This window comes from Mesorhizobium sp. CA7 (assembly GCF_020165015.1).
Classification (GTDB): domain Bacteria; phylum Pseudomonadota; class Alphaproteobacteria; order Rhizobiales; family Rhizobiaceae; genus Mesorhizobium.
Window position 1 is genome coordinate 27,325 of sequence record NZ_JAIUHH010000011.1, and the last position, 19,595, is coordinate 46,919.

General features: G+C 64.2%; 19 protein-coding genes and 1 tRNA gene. 12 read left to right on the plus strand and 8 right to left on the minus strand.

The window, feature by feature from the left end; translation table 11 throughout:
• Positions 1-122: 122 nt before the first annotated feature.
• Together LB552_RS19105 and LB552_RS19110 are read left to right on the plus strand one after the other, a co-directional pair.
• Positions 123-656 (plus strand): TetR/AcrR family transcriptional regulator, encoded by a 534-nt coding sequence (locus tag LB552_RS19105; protein ID WP_095767408.1) that lies wholly within the window; start codon positions 123-125, stop codon positions 654-656.
• Positions 657-791: 135 nt separating this feature from the next.
• Positions 792-2,402: an inorganic phosphate transporter gene (locus tag LB552_RS19110; RefSeq protein WP_224609343.1), complete on the plus strand. Its 1,611-nt coding sequence runs from the start codon at positions 792-794 to the stop codon at positions 2,400-2,402.
• 151 nt (positions 2,403-2,553) lie between these two features.
• Here LB552_RS19110 and LB552_RS19115 read toward each other — a convergent pair whose 3' ends face one another.
• From LB552_RS19115 to LB552_RS19125, 3 genes are all read right to left on the minus strand, one after another.
• Complete coding sequence (locus LB552_RS19115; RefSeq protein ID WP_224609346.1) at positions 2,554-3,396, minus strand: MFS transporter; 843 nt, start codon at positions 3,394-3,396, stop codon at positions 2,554-2,556.
• Positions 3,397-3,581: 185 nt separating this feature from the next.
• The gene (locus LB552_RS19120; RefSeq protein ID WP_224609349.1) at positions 3,582-4,742 is read right to left on the minus strand and encodes a patatin-like phospholipase family protein; all 1,161 of its coding nucleotides are present in this window, start codon (positions 4,740-4,742) and stop codon (positions 3,582-3,584) included.
• The gene (locus LB552_RS19125) at positions 4,735-5,523 is read right to left on the minus strand and encodes an acetoacetate decarboxylase (protein ID WP_095767412.1); all 789 of its coding nucleotides are present in this window, start codon (positions 5,521-5,523) and stop codon (positions 4,735-4,737) included. Before LB552_RS19125 ends, LB552_RS19120 begins: the two co-directional genes overlap by 8 nt.
• Before the next feature lie 242 nt (positions 5,524-5,765).
• Here LB552_RS19125 and LB552_RS19130 point away from each other — a divergent pair, with 242 nt between their 5' ends.
• The 8 genes from LB552_RS19130 (at position 5,766) to LB552_RS19165 (ending at position 13,483) form a co-directional block, all read left to right on the plus strand.
• The gene (locus LB552_RS19130; protein ID WP_224609352.1) at positions 5,766-6,554 is read left to right on the plus strand and encodes a 3-hydroxybutyrate dehydrogenase; all 789 of its coding nucleotides are present in this window, start codon (positions 5,766-5,768) and stop codon (positions 6,552-6,554) included.
• A 162-nt stretch (positions 6,555-6,716) separates the two neighbouring features.
• A complete protein-coding gene (locus LB552_RS19135) occupies positions 6,717-7,532 on the plus strand; it encodes a chromate resistance protein ChrB domain-containing protein (RefSeq protein ID WP_224609354.1) in 816 nt (271 codons plus the stop codon).
• Complete coding sequence (gene chrA / locus LB552_RS19140) at positions 7,532-8,917, plus strand: chromate efflux transporter (RefSeq protein WP_224609357.1); 1,386 nt, start codon at positions 7,532-7,534, stop codon at positions 8,915-8,917. Before LB552_RS19135 ends, chrA begins: the two co-directional genes overlap by 1 nt.
• 246 nt (positions 8,918-9,163) lie before the next feature.
• Positions 9,164-9,373, plus strand: coding sequence for a hypothetical protein (locus LB552_RS19145; RefSeq protein WP_224527262.1), 210 nt, complete (start codon positions 9,164-9,166; stop codon positions 9,371-9,373).
• A gap of 43 nt (positions 9,374-9,416) precedes the next feature.
• On the plus strand, positions 9,417-9,956 hold the full coding sequence (locus tag LB552_RS19150; RefSeq protein WP_224609360.1) for a sigma-70 family RNA polymerase sigma factor: 540 nt from the start codon (positions 9,417-9,419) through the stop codon (positions 9,954-9,956).
• Entirely contained in the window at positions 9,943-10,857 is a 915-nt protein-coding gene (locus LB552_RS19155; protein ID WP_224609363.1) for an anti-sigma factor family protein, read from the plus strand. The genes LB552_RS19150 and LB552_RS19155 overlap by 14 nt, the downstream gene beginning before the upstream one ends.
• A 201-nt stretch (positions 10,858-11,058) precedes the next feature.
• A complete protein-coding gene (locus LB552_RS19160) occupies positions 11,059-11,949 on the plus strand; it encodes an adenylate/guanylate cyclase domain-containing protein (protein ID WP_224609366.1) in 891 nt (296 codons plus the stop codon).
• 133 nt (positions 11,950-12,082) lie between these two features.
• Complete coding sequence (locus LB552_RS19165; protein ID WP_224609369.1) at positions 12,083-13,483, plus strand: NAD(P)-dependent oxidoreductase; 1,401 nt, start codon at positions 12,083-12,085, stop codon at positions 13,481-13,483.
• A gap of 159 nt (positions 13,484-13,642) precedes the next feature.
• Here LB552_RS19165 and LB552_RS19170 read toward each other — a convergent pair whose 3' ends face one another.
• The 3 genes from LB552_RS19170 to LB552_RS19180 all read right to left on the minus strand — a co-directional run bounded on the left by LB552_RS19170 (position 13,643) and on the right by LB552_RS19180 (position 15,352).
• Positions 13,643-13,846 (minus strand): hypothetical protein, encoded by a 204-nt coding sequence (locus LB552_RS19170; RefSeq protein WP_224609372.1) that lies wholly within the window; start codon positions 13,844-13,846, stop codon positions 13,643-13,645.
• 127 nt (positions 13,847-13,973) lie between these two features.
• Positions 13,974-14,050: transfer RNA gene (locus LB552_RS19175), tRNA-Arg, on the minus strand.
• Between the two features lie 138 nt (positions 14,051-14,188).
• Positions 14,189-15,352, minus strand: a complete 1,164-nt coding sequence (locus LB552_RS19180) for a M20 aminoacylase family protein (protein WP_224602368.1) — start codon at positions 15,350-15,352, stop codon at positions 14,189-14,191.
• Between the two features lie 221 nt (positions 15,353-15,573).
• Here LB552_RS19180 and LB552_RS19185 point away from each other — a divergent pair, with 221 nt between their 5' ends.
• Both LB552_RS19185 and LB552_RS19190 read left to right on the plus strand, forming a co-directional pair.
• Entirely contained in the window at positions 15,574-16,740 is a 1,167-nt protein-coding gene (locus tag LB552_RS19185) for a D-alanyl-D-alanine carboxypeptidase family protein (RefSeq protein WP_224609375.1), read from the plus strand.
• Positions 16,741-16,747: 7 nt separating this feature from the next.
• A complete protein-coding gene (locus LB552_RS19190; protein WP_224609378.1) occupies positions 16,748-17,851 on the plus strand; it encodes a CobW family GTP-binding protein in 1,104 nt (367 codons plus the stop codon).
• Here the strand turns inward: LB552_RS19190 and LB552_RS19195 are convergent.
• Both LB552_RS19195 and LB552_RS19200 read right to left on the minus strand, forming a co-directional pair.
• Complete coding sequence (locus LB552_RS19195; RefSeq protein WP_140843167.1) at positions 17,848-18,105, minus strand: sulfurtransferase TusA family protein; 258 nt, start codon at positions 18,103-18,105, stop codon at positions 17,848-17,850. The two genes, LB552_RS19190 and LB552_RS19195, sit on opposite strands and share 4 nt — an antisense overlap.
• A gap of 9 nt (positions 18,106-18,114) precedes the next feature.
• Positions 18,115-19,413, minus strand: coding sequence for a murein L,D-transpeptidase family protein (locus LB552_RS19200; RefSeq protein WP_224527320.1), 1,299 nt, complete (start codon positions 19,411-19,413; stop codon positions 18,115-18,117).
• Positions 19,414-19,595: the final 182 nt, after the last annotated feature.

Below are 19,595 nucleotides of genomic sequence, written 5' to 3' on the forward strand. Positions count from 1 at the left end.
GGCAAATCAATCGATGCCGGGGCACATATCGACGATAAGTCCCGATTTCAAATCGGCGCGCTTTACTGTACCGGCTGGACGGTCTTGTCAATTCTGCCTAAGCTAATGTACGGGGAGGCGCGATGAGAGTACCCAGGGCGAACTCGCGCGAAAAGATACTTGCCGCCGCTGCCGACGTGGCGCGCGAGGCTGGTCCGGGAAGCCTGTCGCTCGAGGCGGTCGCAAGCCGCGCCGGCGTGTCGAAGGGCGGCCTGCTCTATAATTTTCCGACCAAAGCCAAGCTGATGCAGGGGCTCGTCGAAAGCTATCTCAACGACTTCCAGAAGGCGCTGGAAACACGCGCCACCGAGGCCGGCCACGAGAGCGTCCTCTCAGCCTATATCAAGCTGTCTGCCGACGACTGCGAGCGGCCGAAACCATCGGCGTCCTGGATGTTCTCCGCGATTGCGGAGGATCCCGATTTTCTGACACCGATCAAGGCCTTCAAGCGCCAGCTGTTCGAAAGGCTGAAGGGGGAGACGGACGACCTCGGCTCGCTGCTGGTCTGCTTTCTCGCCATCGAAGGGATGCGCAGCATGAATCTGTTTGATTCAGACGTGCTCTCAGAAGACGAGCGCAAGCTTCTGGTGTCCTCGCTCCTGAAGATAGCCGGATAGGTCACCAACGGTTTGGTGGTGACCAAACGGCTTGGTAGTGGTGGTGACCAAACGGTTAACAGCGTCACACCAGCTTCATCCTAGGGACATACCGTCCTCCCCGGTTCTTTGCTGCAATGCAAAAGGAGTGGGACAATGGTGGACGTAGTTTCGAGTGAAGCGGGGATCCCGAGACCGGATCATCCCCTGGATCAATCGGGCGGTGCCAAATGGTTCCTGCCGACTTTCGGCGTGCTGGTGCTCGTCGGCATCGTCTATGTCGGCTATGCGCTCAGCCAGGATCTGGCCATCGCCAAGACGGTGCCCTGGATCCTGCTTGGGATCGCGCTTCTGATCGCGCTGGGCTTCGAATTCGTCAACGGCTTCCACGATACCGCCAACGCGGTCGCCACCGTCATCTACACGCGCTCGCTGCCGGCCGAATTCGCCGTCATGTGGTCGGGCGTCTTCAATTTCCTCGGGGTGCTGACCTCGAGCGGCGCGGTGGCCTTCGGCATCCTGTCGCTGCTGCCGGTCGAGCTCATCCTGCAGGTCGGCTCGTCATCCGGCTTCGCCATGGTGTTCGCCCTTCTGGTCGCCGCCATCCTGTGGAACCTCGGCACCTGGTTCCTCGGCCTGCCGGCCTCGAGCTCGCATACGATGGTCGGCTCGATCATCGGCGTCGGCCTCGCCAACCAGTTCATGGCCCCGGCCGGAAGCGCCACCAGCGGCGTCGACTGGGGGCAGGCGACCAATGTCGGCATCACCTTGCTGGTCTCGCCGATCGTCGGCTTCTTCGCCGCCGCCATCCTGCTCTATGCCATGAAGCTCCTGGTGCGCAATCCGGCGCTCTATGAAGCGCCGAAGGGCAATGCGCCGCCGCCATGGTGGATCCGCGCGCTGCTGATCTTCACCTGCACCGGCGTCAGCTTCGCGCACGGCTCCAATGACGGTCAGAAGGGCATGGGGCTGATCATGCTTATCCTGATCGGCGTGGTGCCGACAGCTTACGCGCTCAACCGCACGCCCGACATCAACTATCTCGACGCCTACAAGGCGGCCTCGGTGTCTGTCGAGCAGGCTCTGGGCAAGTACCTCAAGCCTGGCGTTGCTGTCGCCGATGCCAATGCTGCCAAGGCTGCCGTGCAGGAGGCCGTGCGCAGCAAGAGCTGGAACGATCAGACCACGATCGCGCTGCAGACCTATATCCACAACACCACCGCCGGGCTGCAGCCTTACGCCTCGGTCGATAACGTGCCGACCGACCTTGTCAGCAACGCGCGCAACGACATCTACCTGATCGGCGAAGCGCTGAAGCTGATCGACAAGAAGAAGCTGCTGCCGATGCAGGACGCCGATCTCAAGGCGGTGACCGACTACCACAAGGCGGTCGACAACGCGACGAAGTTCATTCCGCTCTGGGTGAAGATCGCCGTGGCGCTGGCGCTCGGCCTCGGCACCATGGTCGGCTGGAAGCGCATCGTCGTCACCGTCGGCGAGAAGATCGGCAAGAGCCACCTGACTTATGGTCAGGGCGCCGCCGCCGAGCTTGTCGCGATGATCACCATCGGCATGGCCGACCGTTTCGGCCTGCCGGTGTCGACGACGCACGTGCTGTCGTCCGGCGTCGCCGGCACCATGGCAGCCAACGGTTCCGGCCTGCAATGGTCGACCGTGCGCAACCTGCTGCTGGCCTGGGTGCTCACGCTGCCCTGCTCGATCGCGCTGGCCTTTGTGCTGTTCGTGATCCTCCGCCACGTGTTCTGAGCAGGAAGGTCCTCAAAGAAACGGCGTGGCTGGCGGCGCCGTTTTTTTCTATCGCCGTGCAATTTCCGCCCTGCTAGAGCGGTTCACCGTTTCACGGAAACGGCGAACCGCTCTATCTCTTTGTTTTACGCAAAGCCGGACGGAAAACCGCTCACACTTTTCCTGGAATTGCTCTAAGGCGGCGCAGCTGGCGCAGCGACAGAAGATGCAGCAGGATTGAGCTTGGCACCACGAAAGCAGGGGTCAGCACACCCGGATAATCGCCAGCGCCGATGCTCAGCACATCCGGAACGATCAACTGCCACGGGCCGGGCGAGGTGATTATGCCCATGGTGATCGCGACAGCGAAATCGGCAAGGCCGAGGATATTCCAGAGAATTGCTGCCCTCCGGCCCCCGGCTGTGCCGGTAGCCACCGCAATCGCTGCAGGCAATGCGAACAGCCCTGTCAGCACGTCGCCGACGCCTGCCGGCACCGCGAATACGCCTGGCAGCGCACCATGCAGCCACGCCGCGAGCGCCCAACTGCCGAATACGCGGTAGAGCTGAACCGCGACGAGCCAGCTCGCCGGCATTGCATCGAGCACCTGCCCGACCCGCCTGGAGAACAGCAACAGCGGCGCACCGATGATCACCGGCAGGAAGATAGCCGATGGCAACGCCGGTAAAGCCGTGGCATCCGGATGGAAGATGCCATTGATCGCGGCGCTCCAAGCGACGGCGAACCACAGCGTATCCGGGATCATGATTGCCAGCCAAGTCGCGCGACGTTGACCCGGTGTCAGGCTCGTATGTTCGAGGCCGAGCCACAATCCCAGGGCGATGAGCCCGTGGGCCGCGAGCTGGTGGAACGTGGTCGGAACGCCGCTCTCCGGGATCGCCGGCCAACGATAGATCAAGAGTAGCCACAGCGTTGTGAGCGGCACAAACCACAGCAGGCCTCGCCAGGCGTCACGCAATGGAACGACGGCAGGGGAAACAGCTTCGGCGGTCATCGGCGGTACTCCATTGAGCCCAGCGCATTTTGCTGACGCCCAGATGTAAGCCCGCTCTCCGCGAGGCGGCTATCCGCGACAATGTTGATGGCCTGTGAAGCAGAGCTTCACAGTTTGCGGGCTCCCAGGCGAGCGGCCGCTGTGACTTTTTCCCGAGATTGCTCCGCTTGTGGCGGATGCAAATATCAGATCGGATCTTCGCGATGCAGGTCGTGGATGGTCACGCCGTCGGCGTTGTCGGGCAGCATCAGCCACTTCTTGTGACGCAGCGTGCGCTCGGTGTCTTCCAGGCCCATTTCCCAGTGCTCGCGCATCGAGGTACCGGAAAACTCGTAGTCCTTGGCGTGGCCTTCGTAGCCTTTGTGCTGATAGATCAGGTGGACGATGTTGACCACGCCGGCGTCGGAATAATCGGCCATCAGTTCCCTCTCGCCGTCCTTGAGCTGGTCCGGCGGCACGCGCTTCAGCGCGTCGAGCAGCTTCATCTTGAGCGCATGGATGCGCTGGAAATTGTCCGTATTCTGGCGCGTGCGGCTGGAATACATGATGTCCTTGTGGCGCGACAGGACATCGGCCAAGCCGCGCGGCAACACGCCGCGGGCGCTGAACAGATCGACCTGGAACACCAGCGAGGAGCGGTCCTCCTCCTGGTCGAGCAGATATTGCAGCGGCGTGTTGGAGACGATGCCGCCGTCCCAGTAATACTCGCCTTCGATGCGGATCGAGGGGAAGGCCGGCGGCAGCGCGCCGCTCGCCATGATGTGCTCCGGCCCGATGCGCACCTTGTCGGTGTCGAAATAGACGAAGTTGCCGGTCCTGACATTGACCGCGCCGACGCTCAAGCGCTTCTTGCCGTCGTTCAGCACGTCGAAGTCGATCAGGCTTTCCAGCGTGTCCTTGAGCTCGGCGGTGTCGTAGAAGCTGGTGGCGCCTTCGGCTCCCGCCAGCTGGAACCAGGGGTTCGGGCTGCGCGGCTTGAAGAAGCCCGGCTGGCCCATCGTCATGGTCATCAATGACGAGGTCTGGTTGCGGATATCGCGATAGATGTCGCCCTCGGGCGTATAGGCCCATATCTTGCGGCCCGAGATCGTCTGCCAGAACTGCTCCAGCCGCTGCAGGCGGCGGCTAGGCTCGTTGCCGGCGATGATCGAGGCGTTGATGGCGCCAATCGAGACGCCGGACAGCCAGGTCGGCTCGCAGCCGGCGTCGGCAAGCGCCTGATAGACCCCCGCCTGGTAGGCGCCGAGTGCGCCGCCGCCCTGAAAGACCAGGGCAATGCGGTCATATTGCGCCGTGATTTCCGCGATGGTGGCGGCGGCCGCCTTGTTGCGGGTACGCTCAAGCACCGGCTTTCTCCAGTTCCTTCGCGCCGGCAGCCGATCGGCCGCGGTCTGCGAGATAATCATGCACGACTTCGCCGAGACCCAGCGTCAGGTCGGCGGTGAAGTGAACGGCCGAGACGATGTCGAGCACAGGCAGCTTGGCGACATCGGCCATGACATGCGGCCGAAGGTCGAGCGCGGCGGGCGCCGTCCAGGCCTCCTTCAGCGTGATGTCGGTGAGGTAGTAGCGGACCAGCTCGCAGATGCGTGGGCTGCCGTCGACATGCGGGATGATCTTGATGAGGAAATTGGGCGCGGCGAGCGAGGCGAGCACCTGGTCGTGGTCGGCTTCGCTGTGCTTGTAGCCCATGGTGCCGGTGGCGCAGAGCACGCTGCCATAATGCAATGTGCCGACCACCACCTCGCCCTCATGCACGATCTTGGGGTTGGCGAGCTTTTTTGGAAAACCCCAGAGCTCGCGGCCGCCGGCGATCGGCGCGTCATCGTCGAGATACATGGAATGCACGTAGCCGCCGTGCTGGCCCTTGTAGCGCACCGGAATGACCTGGCCGGTCTCGGTGTAGTCGCCGAAACCGGTCGAGTCCGGCATGCGGATGAATTCGTATTTGACCAGCGGCTCGTCGATCTCGAGCGGCGCCGGCACGACGGCTTCCAGCGCCTCGCGCGTCGTGCGGTAGGTGATGATGATGTATTCGCGGTCGAAGAAACGATAAGGGCCGGGCGGGAAGGAGGGGTTGGTGAGCGGCATGGCATAGGCTCGCTTCACGACATCGGCGATTTCCATGGCTGGTGCCCCAGTAAGGTTTGAAATGACCCGCGCGAATGCGCTGGCAAATATGTTGCATGGCAGCATGACAGTGCCGTGTCAGCCCGGCGACACGCCGCCACGGAGCCGGCAAAATGGCGCTGCCGCGGTGTAATCGAGCCGACACATGGCCGTGCCATTGTCGTGCTGCACTGCACCAACTATCTGCTCTCCCAACTCGTTGCGTTGATAAGTCCCTCCCACCTCTTGCGAGATCTCCCATGGGTTCCCTGTCTTCGAAGAATGCGCTCGTCACCGGCTCGACCAGCGGCATCGGCCTTGCAATCGCCCGTGCCTTCGCCGCAGAGGGCGCCAACGTCACCATCAACGGCCTGGGCGACGCGGCGGCGATCGAGCAGGAGCGGGCCGGCATCGAAAAGGATTTCGGCGTCAAGTGCCGTTACTCGGGCGCCAACATGATGGACGGCGCCGCCGTCACCGCCATGATCCACGAGGCCGAGGCGGCATTCGGCAGCCTCGACATCCTGGTCAACAATGCCGGCATCCAGCATGTCGCGCCGATCGAGGAATTTCCCGACGACAAATGGGAAGCCATCATCCGCATCAATCTTCTCGCCGCCTTCTACGCCATCAAGGCGGCGGTGCCCGGCATGAAGAGCCGCAAATGGGGCCGCATCATCAACACGGCTTCGGCGCATGCGCTGGTCGCCTCGCCGTTCAAGTCGGCCTATGTCTCGGCCAAGCACGGCATCGCCGGCCTGACCAAGACGGTGGCGCTGGAAGTGGCGCAGGACGGCATCACCGTAAATGCGATCGCGCCCGGCTATGTCTGGACGCCGCTGGTCGAGAAGCAGATTCCCGACACGATGAAGGCGCGCGGCATGACCGAGGAACAGGTCAAGCACGACGTGCTGCTTGCGGCGCAGCCGACCAAGGAATTCGTCACCGTCGAGGAACTGGCGGCGCTGACTTTGTTCCTGTGCTCGGACGCCGCTAGGCAGATCACCGGCACGACCCTGCCGATGGATGGCGGCTGGACGGCGCAGTAAGCGCAACGGCGATCGCAAAACGAAGGCGGTCGGAGGCAACGCCTTCCTTGACAATCGGCGGTGATCGTTCCAGCATTCCGGCAAGGGGTTCCCCGCGACGACCCCGTGAGGCGTCAGCCCAACGATCGCGTCCAAACTCTCTTTGCTCAGGAGGTGGACGCTATGCCGTCAACAACCGCAATCACCGTTCCGCAGCTTTCCCGTCTCGTCGGCTTGCCCGATGCGCCTTGCCTGGTCGATGTGCGCATCGACGAGGACTATGAAGCCGATCCGCGCCTGTTGCCGGCGTCATGCCGGCGCGATTTCAGGACTGTCTCAAGCTGGGCGTCGGAATTTTCGGGGCGCAAAGTCGTCGTGATCTGCCAGAGGGGACAGAAACTCTCGCAAGGCGTTGCCGCGTGGCTGCGCCACGAAGGCATTCCGGCGGAATCGCTTGAAGGCGGCTTCGAGGCCTGGGTCGCCGCCAGGGCGCCGTTGGTCAGCGCCGGCGCGATCCCGCCCCGCGACGAGAAGGGCCGCACCGTATGGGTCACGCGTTCGCGGCCGAAGGTCGACCGCATCGCCTGCCCCTGGCTGATCCGCCGCTTCGTCGATCCCGAGGCGGTTTTCCTGTTCGTCGATCCAGCCGAGGTGCCTCTTGTGGCCGATCGCTTCGCAGCGGTTCCCTTCGACATAGAAGGCGTGTTCTGGAGCCATCGTGGCGATCGCTGCACTTTCGACACGATGATCGAGGAATTCGGTCTGCGCGTCGAAGCGCTCGATCGCCTGGCGCTGATCGTGCGCGGCGCCGATACGGCGCGCCTCGACCTCGTGCCGCAGGCGGCCGGGTTCCTCGCCGCCTCGCTCGGCCTGTCGCGCATGTTCCGCGACGACCTCGAGCAGCTCCAAGCCGGCATGCTCCTCTATGACGCCTTCTTCCGCTGGTGCCGCGACGCCACCGACGAGACGCATAACTGGCCGGTCGGAGGCAAGGCGTAATGACAGCACTCGCCAAGAACGACGCCGCGCCGCTGGTCGATGTCCCGACCGTGCCGAGCTTTCGCGAGGCGACGCGGCTGTGGGCCAAGATCGGCCTGCTGTCCTTCGGCGGGCCGGCCGGGCAGATCGCGCTGATGCACAAGGAACTGGTCGAGGAGCGCCGCTGGATCGGCGAGGAGCGGTTCCTGCACGCGCTCAACTACTGCATGCTCCTGCCCGGGCCCGAGGCGCAGCAGCTTGCCGTCTATATCGGCTGGCTCCTGCATCGGACGGCAGGCGGTCTCGTCGCCGGCAGCCTGTTCGTGCTGCCGGGCGCGCTGGTCATGCTGGGCTTGAGCAGCTTCTACATGCTCTACAACGATGCACCGGTCGTCGAGGCGCTGTTCTTCGGCGTCAAGGCGGCGGTGCTTGCCGTCGTCGTCGAAGCCGTGATCCGCATCGGCAAGCGGGCGCTGAAGAACCGGGCCATGATCGTGATCGCGGTGGCGGCCTTCCTCGCCATCTACGTCGCCAGAGTGCCGTTCCCGCTGATCGTGCTCGCGGCAGGCCTCATCGGCTGGATCGGCAATCGGTTTGCGCCACGGCTGTTTTCCGGCTCGGCACATGGCAAGGGCAGCGTCGCCGACATCAAAGGCGTGGTCGACCTGATGTTCGAGCGCGGTGAGCTCGGCCACACCGTGCCGACCAGATGGCATGCGGCCCGCACCATCGCCATCTGGCTGCCGCTCTGGCTGGGGCCTGTAGCACTGGTCGCCGTGCTGGCGGGGCCGGGCAGCGTGTGGACGCAGATCGGCGGTTTCTTCAGCCTGATGGCCGTGGTCACATTCGGCGGCGCCTATGCGGTTCTCGCCTATGTGGCACAGGCGGCGGTGACCTCGTTCGGCTGGCTTTCGCCTGGACAGATGGTCGACGGGCTGGGGCTTGCCGAAACGACGCCCGGGCCGCTGATCCTGGTGCTGCAATTCGTCGGCTTCGCCGCCGCCTATCGCCATGCCGGTGCAATCAATCCTTTGCTTGCCGGATCGCTCGGGTCGGCGCTGACGCTCTGGGCTACTTTCGTCCCGTGCTTCTTCTGGATATTTTTAGGCGCGCCCTACATCGAGCAGCTGCGGCAGAACCGGGCGCTGGCGGGGGCGCTCGGCGCGATCACCGCGGCGGTGGTGGGCGTCATCATGAACCTTGCGCTGTGGTTCGCGCTGCATGTCGTCTTCGGCAAGGTCGCAAGCGTCGGCTGGGGCGTGGAGGTTCCGGTCCTGTCCTCGCTCGACTGGCGCGCCGCGCTTCTGTCGGCGGCGGCGATGGTCGCCATGTTCAGGCTGAAACTCGGCATGCTGCCGACGCTGGCGGGATCCGCGCTGGCGGGGCTTGCGCTGCAGGCGCTGTAGGCCCGCACGCCGTTCGATCAAGTTGGCGTTAACGAAAAAGCCGACCGGCCGGGAATAAACCGCCCGGTCTGCGGGTCTCCAGAGCATGCGCCATTTGTGCGCAACAGCAGGAGACCGACCATGAAGCGGCGCGAAGACGAATACGCATGTGAACAAGGCGAAGGCGTCAGCCGCCGGCGTCCTATGGAGCGGATGAGCCGGGCGCATCCGGTCCGGGCGATACCGCCTCGCCGCCGGCCCTGATCCGTGCCGATCGCAACCATCGAGATCCACGACCATGACGGCGACCGCCCCTTTGCAGCCAGCGATGCGCCGTCCTCTTCCGAGGCACGCCTTGCTTCCGAGACACTTGACTCCGGTGACACCAATGCCTTCTCCTCCCTCGAAGCAGGCGCCATCGCCTGCGGTCGCGATCTTCGCCCACACGAGCAGGGACAGATCGTCGCCTCCCGCTGAGGGCGGCAAACCCATTGCGGGAGCGCCCGACGGCGGAACGGTGTTGAGCGAAAAGATGCTGGCAGCGCGTTTTGCCGAAGTGGTGCTGCCGCATCTTGGCGATGCGCTGTCGCTTGCCCGCTGGCTCACGGGCAATCAAGCCGACGCCGAGGATGTGGTGCAGGAGGCCTGCCTCAAGGCGCATGCGGGCATTGCAGGGTTCGCTGGGGGAAATCCCCGCGCATGGCTGCTCACCATCGTGCGCAACGCTTCCTACACATGGATGGCGCGCAACCGCCCGCGCAGCGTGGTCGCCGTCGGCGACCTCGCCGATCTCGACGACGTGTCGCCGCCGCCCGACACTGACACCGACAGCCCGGAGGCGGCGCTGATCGCCAAGGCCAATTCGGCGGCGGTGGAAGCGGCGATCGCCAGGCTCCCGCAAGCGTTCCGCGAAACACTTGTGCTGCGCGACATCAACGGTCTCAGCTACCGCGAGATCGCCGCCATGCTCGGAGTGCCGCAGGGCACGGTGATGTCGCGGCTGGCGAGAGCCCGCGGCCTCTTGATGACGGAACTTGGAGGGCGACATGAGCCCGCATGAAAATCGCCCGCGTGAGGATGGATTGCCGCAAGACCCGCAGGATATGAAGCTGATGATCCACGCCCTTGTCGATGGCGAGCTCGATGCCGCGGCCGCTTTGGCGGTCGAGCGGCGCATGGCCGCCGATCCGGCGCTGGCCGCCGAACACGCGCGCCTGGTGGCGCTGCGCGGCGCTGTCGCCAATGTGCCGCGTCAGACGGTCCGCGACGATTTTCTGGCCCGCATTGCGGCCATCGCCGAGGTGAGTGGGGCCGACGAAGCCGTCCAATCTACAGCCGTGAAGGCGCAGTCACAGCCGCAACAGCAGCAAGGCAATGTCGTCGAGATGCGGCCGCGCGCGGCACGCTGGTTCGACTCCTTCGACTGGCGCCAGATGGCGGCCTCGATCGCGCTGACGGCGTTTCTGGCCAGCGGCGCGACGCAGTGGCTGGCGACGGCGGACAATGGGTCCGACAGCTTTGCCGTGGCCGTCGCCAACGGCCATCGCCGCAGCCTGCTCGCGGCGACCCCGGTCGACATCGTCTCGTCCGACCGCCACACGGTGAAGCCATGGCTCGACGGCCGCATCGGCGTCTCGCCGGCGGCGCCCGACATGGCCAAGGATGGTTACGCCCTGCTTGGCGGACGCGTCGAGGTGATCGGCGACAGGCCGATGCCGGCTCTGGTCTACCGCCATCATGAGCATCTGATCACGCTGGTGGCGGCGCCACGGCAGAACGAGGCCAAATCGGTGCCGGTGGCGGACGATCTGTCGGCAGGCGGTTTCCTGCTGGTCCACTGGACAGACGACGCCTTCTCCTACTGGGCGATCTCGGATGCCGAACGCCCCGCGCTCGACGATTTCGTCGCCCGCTTCCGGGCCGCAATCATCGCCAATCCGGCGGCCGGCAGCCCGGGTTAAAGATACGAAATGTTTTTCGCCGCTATTTCTGAGCCGATAACCCGTTTGGCGGGATGAGCGAAGGCAGATGCCTGTCCGTGCGAGATAATCGCGCCAAAGCACTTGCCCAGTTGCCGCCGGCCCTTTTGGCGCGCCCATGGATAAGTCAAAGTCGGCCTTGGTATGTTATATACGCTTCGTTCTCGGGGCGGACACGAGTCGATGGATCAGGAAAGAGTTCTAGCCGCGGTCCTCTTGGCTGACGTCGTGGGCAGCACGCCGCTCTATGAGCGCATCGGCGACGATGCCGCTTTGCGGCAGGTCTCGGATTGCCTCGACGCGATACGCGAGATCGTCGCCCAACACGGCGGCGACTTCATTTACTCGAAGGGCGATGATGTGCTCAGCCTGTTCGAGAGCTCGGAGGCGGCGCTGATGGCGGTCTGCCAAATCAGCCATCAACTGTCGAAAAAGCCCTTGATCGCCCGGATCGGATTGCATTTCGGAGCGGTCATTCGCGCGCGGGACGCGGTATTCGGCGACGTTGTCAATGTCACCGCAAGGTTGTCCGCCACGGCCAACCCCGGGGAGGTCCTGATCAGCCAGAGCTTCTTCGAAGCCCTTTCCGCGGGCAGCCGCAGTACCTTGCGGCTCCTCGACAAGATGGCCTTCAAGGGCAAGCAAGAACTCTTCGATGTCTATACGCTGCGAAGCGACAATGAGGCCCTCAGCACGCACATCGCCAACCGAGGTACCTTTGTCGATAGGCGCTCTGCCCCGCCGCCGCAGGTCAATCTGATCATCCATTATGGAGATCAGTCGCGATCCTGCCGAAACAACGAACTGGTGACGATCGGCCGATCTCCGGAATGCGATATCGTCGTCCAGCGGCCCTGGGTTTCAAGGCACCACGCGACTTTCACCATTTCGAATGGTAAAGCGCGCCTTATCGAGCGAAGCTCGTCGGGCACATTTGTGTCGATGGGACCCGGTCATGAAGTGTTCATACGCCGCGAAGATATTCTTCTCTTCGGCTCCGGCGTCATCTCGCCCGGACGCAGATCGTCCCTCGGCGACGCCCAGATCCTTCACTACGAAATTATCTCAGGCTGACCCGGCCGGCGCCGACAGGTTCTAGCTTCCTGAAGGCAGATTTCTCGGTTGCGACCCGGATATGCCGCTTCGCGTCGGTCTATCGGATGACGGATTGGAGTAGCTGGAGGGAGCTGCAGGGAAACCACGCTCCATGACATCAGCCAATATTCTGATTTGCGATTTTGTCGGGCTGCGCTTTGGCGCGGACGGCAATCCCGACCACAGCGAGGTCAAGGCCTATATCGAAGCCAAGGGTGGGGTATTCCACCAGACAGGCATCGCCGAGGCCGGCCCACTTGATCCCGACAGGCTGCATTTCTTCTACCTGCCGCAATTGAGCACGCGTGACGAATTGCTGGCAGAGGCCGGTGACGGCCGCTACGACGCCGTCATCGCCGCCGCGACCTTCATTCCGGCGGAGACCAGGTTCCGCCTTGGCGGCGTGCGTATCGGCGCCGGCACCGGCAATATGGGCTCGGCATCCTGGGGCGGAGGCAGCGGGGAAGGCGGCGAAGCGCCGTTGATGAACACGCCCGGCATCAACAGCCGCGCCACCGCGCAAATGGCCATGAAGGCGCTGCTGAAAGTCAGGCCGGATCTCCCCGTGGACAAGCTCAACACCCTGGTCGCCGGCGGGCAGTTCGATACCGGAAAAGATCTGCGGCATTATCCGACCGAGAAGCTCGAAGGCAAAAGGCTGGCGGTGATCGGCTACGGCAATATCGGCCGGGAATTCGCCAGGCTCGGCCAGGCCTTCGGCATGCGGGTCACCATCCATGCGCGGTCCCGTCACCATAAATGGATCGAGGCGGAAGGCTTCGACTATGCCGAGACCATGGAAGACGCCGCGCGCGGCGCCGACGCGCTTTCGGTCCACCTAGGCCTCGGTCCCTACGATGCCGGCCAGCAGCGATACGCCAATGCCGGACTGATCGGAGATGAAGTCCTCTCCCTCCTCAACCACGGCGCGGTGCTCATCAACTACGATCGCGGCGAGCTGGTCGATGTGGCAGCACTGGAGCGCGCGCTGGCGTCAGGGCGCGTTTCCCATGCGGCGATCGATGCGGACCTGTTCAAGGACGGCAGCACGCTTTCGGGACCAATGCTGCCCTATCTCAGACTGGTCGAAGCCTATGGCCAGCGTCTGGAACTCCTCCCTCACGCCGCGGCCGATACCGACCACCCCTCCCGTGTCGCCGGCGCCAAGCAGGCCGTCGACCAGATCTACGCCGCCATCGTCGAGCATCGCGTCCACAATCTAAAAGGATCGCTGCCTCCGGGCTTTCTCGACATGGGAGCGAAAGTGCCGCCCGGCATCGGCGGCATTACATCTCGGCATTTGGCGGCGCTGGCCGCCGATCAGGCCGTGGCCGCCGACCTCGCGCGGTCGAGCGCACTCATAGCCGCATTCTGGGAACGCGTTCTGGCAGCGCCCGAGCTCGAACGACCGGCGCTGATCGCTTCTGGAGGCGAAGCATTCGCCGAAGCGGCGAACCGCCTCTCCACGCTTATGCGCAGGCACCATCTTTCGGGGCCGTTCGCTTCGCTCTGATACCCACCGTCGTATACGGCCGGCACGCTTGCCTTCGGCAATTCCTGGTGGCGGAGCGATCCGGGCCACGCCGTGGTGGAAACCGGCGCGTCGGATCAAATGGCCCCCCGAAAGCTCTCGACCAGCCCGCAGGCTTGGCCGATTTCAGGTCGCGTGCGCTCATGCCTTAGGGCGCTGGATCAGAAGCCCTACCACCAGTGAGCCGATCCAGCCAACGAACAGCGACACGTAGAGCGAGAATCCGCCGCCACCCCAATAGATCAGCAGCGCAATAGCTGCGGCCATCATGGTTGGGACGATTAACCCGATCACTCGTTCTCGAACCGAAACAGGTCCCGTGCGCTTGGCGAGCCACTTATCCAAGTACGCAGCCTCTGCGGATGTCAGTCCTTCGGCTTCGCCAGCCGTCGGTTTTCTATGTCGCATAGGTTGCCACCAACATGGCGCGACATGAAATTGCGCCGATCTGATCCCAACCCCTTGATTTCGTTGGTGATCCCGACAGGAATCGAACCTGTGACCTACAGATTAGGAATCTGCCGCTCTATCCTACTGAGCTACGGGACCACGCGGCCCGACACATAAACGCTTCGGGCCGGTTCGCCAAGAGGCATGCTGTCCTCCCCTTGGGCTGTAACTCATCTCGGCGGGCCGGGCGGGCCAAGCCGTTTTGGCAGGACGCTCGCCGCCTTCGCCTGGGTGCGCTCAGGTGGCGAGCGCGGTCTCGGCCAGCTTCACCCAATAGCTCATGCCGTGCGGGATGACCTCGTCGTTGAAGTCGTAGGCCGGGTGATGCAGGCCGGCGGAGTCGCCGTTGCCGATGAAGATGAAGGCGCCGGGGCGGGCTTCCAGCATATAGGAAAAATCCTCGCCGCCCATCACCGGCTGGATGGCGCGGTGAACGTGGCTGTCGCCGGCGATGTCGGCGGCAATGTCGCCCGCAAACACGGTTTCCTCGGCATGGTTGAAGGTGACAGGGTAATTGGCGTCGTAATCGACCTCGATGGTAGCGCCGAAGGCGGAGGCGAGGCCGGCGCAGAGTGCGCGAATGCGCTCCTCCGATTTCTTGGCCACTTCTTTCTTCAGCGTGCGCACGGTGCCGGCGATCTCGGCGCTTTCGGGGATGACATTATAGGCGTCGCCGGCGTGGAACTTCGTCACCGACACCACCACGGACTCGACCGGATCGGTGCTGCGCGAGGCAATGGTTTGCAGCGCGCCGACCAACTGGCTGGCGATGACGATCGGGTCGATCGTGCCGTGCGGCATCGCGGCATGGCCGCCGCGGCCCTTGACGGTGATGGTGAATTCGGCGGTCGCGGCCATGATCGGGCCCGGCTTGATGGCGAACTGGCCGACCGGCAGGCCCGGCATATTGTGCATGCCGAACACTTTTTCGATGTCGAAGCGCTCCATCATGCCGTCCTTGACCATTTCGTTGCCGCCGCCGCCGCCTTCCTCTGCTGGCTGGAAGATCACCGCCACGGTGCCAGCGAAATTGCGCGTCTCGGCCAGATATTTGGCGGCGCCCAAGAGCATGGCGGTGTGGCCGTCATGGCCGCAGGCATGCATCTTGCCGCGCACGGTCGAGGCCCACGGCTTGCCGGTGATCTCGTCGATCGGCAGCGCGTCCATGTCGGCGCGCAGCCCGATGGTCGGGCCATCGCCCTTGCGGCCGCGGATGATGCCGACGACGCCGGTCTTGCCCAGTCCCGTCACCACTTCGTCGCAGCCGAAGGCCGTCAGCTTCTCGGTGACGAAACCGGCAGTCTGGAAAACGTCGAAATTCAGCTCCGGTGTCTGGTGCAGATGTCGTCGCCAGCCGGCAACTTCTTCCTGCATTTGCGCGGCGCGGTTCAGAATCGGCATGGTCGGTCCATCTCTTGGTTGACTGGCGGCAGTCGGGTTCAGAGCCACTGCTCAGCAATTGTGAATATATGGCACTTTGCCATTTTGGCGTCACATAGGGTAAATAGCACCGCAACAATGCGGCCCGGGGTCGAGGGCCGGGTCGCATTATGCTGGCGATGGGTAACGAAATCTTACGGAGCCAGCGGCAATCACGGCAAGAGGCGATTTCGGATTTGATCATGCGGCAAAGGCATTTCCTCAACCTGTTGCTGGCAGGCGCGCTGGCGCTTCCGGGGCTTGCCGGCACGGCGCGCGCCAATCCGGTCGTGCTTTTCGACCTCAAAAGCGGCTCTGTGCTGGAGCATCAGGACGCGTTCAAGCGCTGGTATCCGGCCTCGCTCAGCAAACTGATGACGGCCTATGTCGCCTTCCGCGCGATCCAGGCCGGCGAGGTGGCGCTCGATTCGCCGATCAAGGTGACGAAGCATTCGGCCGGCGAGCCGCCGAGCAAGATGGGCTTCAAGCCGGGTTCGGTGATGCGGCTCGACAATGCGCTGAAGATGATGCTGGTCAAGTCGGCCAACGACATAGCCATGGCAGTCGGCGAGAATATCGGCGGGTCGCAGGCCGCGTTCGCCGAGCGCATGAACGCCGAGGCGGCCCGGCTCGGCATGGTGGGCACGCATTTCGTCAACCCGAACGGGCTCTACTCGCCGGAACAGTATACGACCGCGCGCGACCTTGCCGTGCTGGTGACGGCGTTGCGCAATGATTTTCCGCAATATGCCCCGTGGTTCTCGATCGAAGGCCTTGCGGTCGGCAAGAAGGCGCTCCCGAACTACAATCTCCTGATCGGCCGCTATCCGGGCGCCGACGGTATGAAGACCGGCTTCGTCTGCCCGTCCGGCTTCAACATGATCGGCTCGGCGACGCGCAACGGGCGCACGCTGGTCGCCGTGGTGCTTGGCGAGAAATCGGCGATCAGCCGCGCCGAAGCGGCGGCAAAGCTGCTCGACCAGGGTTTTGATAAACCGGCGGCGGGTTCGACCACGCTGGCCTCTCTCAAGCCCTATGGCGACACGCTGTCACCCAACGACATGCATGACGAGATCTGCGCGAAAAAGCCGAAGGCGGAGCAGTCTGAGGCGGCGCCCGAGGTTGCCGCCAAGAATAAACCGAAATCGCCCTATCAGGTGAAGCTCGCCCATCCTACGCTCATCGCAGTCGGCCTGGGCGGCGCCACGGGGCCTGCGCCCAAGGCGTTCGTCGACCAGACCGACCAGAACTATGCCGACGTGCCGCTGCCGGTCTGGCGGCCGGACAGGCCGGCGCCGCCGGGCGCCGAGCCGCTGGCGACCGCCGCTGCCGGAGCGCAGGGCGACCAGCCCGTCAAAGCTGCCAATTAGCTAACCCATGAGCGGCTTTCCCATCCCCGTTTCGGTGCTCACCGGCTTTCTCGGCGCCGGCAAGACGACGCTGCTCAATCGGCTGCTCAAGGATCCGGCGCTTGCCGATACGGCGGTGATCATCAACGAGTTCGGCGAGGTGGCGATCGACCATCTGCTGGTGGAGCAGGCTTCGGACGGCATCATCCAGCTTTCCGACGGCTGCCTCTGCTGCACGGTGCGCGGCGACCTGGTCGATACGCTCGCCGATCTGGTCGACCGGCTGCAGACCGGCCGTATCGCGAAATTGGCCCGTGTCGTCGTCGAGACGACGGGCCTGGCCGATCCGGCACCGGTGCTGCAGTCGATCATGGCGCATCCGGCGCTGGTGCAGGCGTTCCGGCTCGACGGCGTCATCACGCTGGTCGACGCTGTCAACGGCGAGGCGACGCTGGACGCCCATGTCGAGGCGGTGAAACAGGCCGCGGTGGCCGACCGCGTCGTGCTGACCAAGACCGACCTTGCGGACGCGGCCGCAGTCGAGGCGTTGCGGGCAAGGCTCAAGCAGATCAATCCGGGCGCCGTCGTGCTCGAGGTCGAGGAGGCCGGCGCGGCGGCGCTGTTCAATTGCGGGCTCTATGATCCTGAAACCAAGTCCGCCGACGTGCGGCGCTGGCTTGGCGAAGAGGCGGCGCACGACCATGATCACGACCATCACCACCATGACGGCGACCATGATCCTCACCATCATGAGCATCGCCACGGCACGCGCGTGCGCTCGCACTCGCTTGTCCATGACGGCCCGGTGCCGTTCTCGGCGATCGAGATGTTCCTCGACCTCCTGCGCTCGACGCATGGCGAGAAACTCCTGCGCATGAAGGGCGTCATCGAACTCGCGGAGGATCCCTCGCGGCCGCTGGTCATCCACGGCGTGCAGAAGCTCCTGCATCCGCCGGCGAGACTGCCCGCCTGGCCCGACGGCCAGCGCGGAACCAGGCTGGTGCTGATCACGCTCGACATGCCTCAGGACTATATCCAGCGGCTGTTCGCGGCCTTCACCAACAAGCCGTCGATCGACACGCCGGACCGCGCGGCGCTGGAAGCCAATCCGCTCGCGATTGCCGGGCTTTAAGCTGAAGCAAGCAGGTCAGCCGCGTTGCCGCGCTCGACCAGGAAACGGTGGCCGCCAGTGACGGCCGTCGTCTCGAGCAGCTGGTGGCCGGCATCGGCGCAGAAGGCCGGGATGTCGATCACCGCCAGCGGATCGGTGGTTTCGAGCCACAGCCGGGCGCCGGGTCGCATCGCAGCCAGCCGCTTGCGAGCCTTCAGCACCGGCAACGGACAGTTCAGTCCCTTGAGATCGTAGATGGCGGGCGGCTTTGCCAAGCGGAAGTCTCAGCCGCCGAACATGCCGAGAAGCTTCTTCTTCAGCTTCGACACGGTGCCCTGGTCGGCGTCGGCGGCGGCCTGCGTTTCCTGCGCCGGCTGGGCGGGCGCGGCCTCGACGCCAGCGGTGACGACCGGCTGCTGCGCCGCCTGCTTGGCGGCCTCCTTCTCGGCCAGCGCCTGCGCCCTTGCCTCTGCCTTGGCGGCCTTGGCCGCCTCGATCGCGGCCAGGCGCTGCTCTTCGGCCTTGCGCTTGGCTTCCTTTTCCGCGTCGGCTGCCGCCATCTTGCGGCCGAGCGGGGAATCGATGCGGCCCATGCGGGTCGTTTCGGTCACCGAGCCGTCGGAATTCAGCGACGGCGGGTCGATCGGCACGCGCTCGCCGCGGGCGCGGCGCTTCGACCAGTCGGAAACGATGCTCGCTTCCTTGATGCCGGCAATCGTCGGCTTCGGCGGCGGCGTGCTGGAATTGACGGCTGCTTTGAAGGCCGCGTCATAACGCTTCTCGTAGTCGGCGTAGGCCGTTTTCAACGAGTCAGGCTGCATGGTCGCGGGGCAGGGACCGGTCGGGTCGAAGGTCGTGCCTTCCGGCGCCACCTGGTTGAAGACGTAGCGCTTCTCGCAAACGTCGACCTTCGGCGGCACCTTGGTGATCTCGAAATTGTCGTAGCCGACCTTCAGCATCTTCCAGAACTCGTAGTTCGGGTCGTTGCGGTAGCGCGCCATGTTGGCGGCGGTCATGCGGAACGGAAAGGCCTGGATTTGGAACTCGGTCTGGCCGCCCTGGAAGGCGTCGCGGCCGAAGGCATAGATCTGCTCGATCTGGGCATCGGTCATCGAATAGCAGCCGGACGACGAACAAGCGCCATGAACCATCAGGTTCTGGCCGGTGCGGCCATTGGCGCGGTCATAGGCGTTGGGAAAGCCGATGTTGAAGGACAGATGGTAGCTCGAGCGCGGATTCATCTGCGACGGACGCACCGTATAGAAGCCTTCCGGCGCCTGGCGGTCGCCCTCGGTGTATTTGGGGCCGAGCTTTCCCGACCATTTGCAGATGTCGTAGGTGGCGACGAGATCGTAGCGGCCATTGGTCTTGGCCTTCCAGATCTCCAGCTTGCCTTCCTCCTTGAAGATGCGCGCCATCACCGAAGAGGTGCGCACCATGCCCTTGGCCTTCATGTCGGCAAGGATCTTGTCCGGCAGCGGCTTGTTGGCCTCCGGCGCAAAATCCTTCATCGACGAATCATTGCAGCCGGCGATGCCGATGGCGGCGATCAGGACTCCGGTGCGGGCAAGTTTGGCAAACATCGATACGGCTACGTCTCTTCATCTCGGGCCAACGGCTGTCGGCATGGCCGGGCCCATAGGCTGAACACCAGTGGACCGTAAGCCCGTTAACCTTGAAAATTCCTTACCGCAAGCCTTGGCAAACCCCTCACGGCGATTTCCATTGAGCCGAATCCGGCGGCATTTTTGTGGCGGAATTGCTT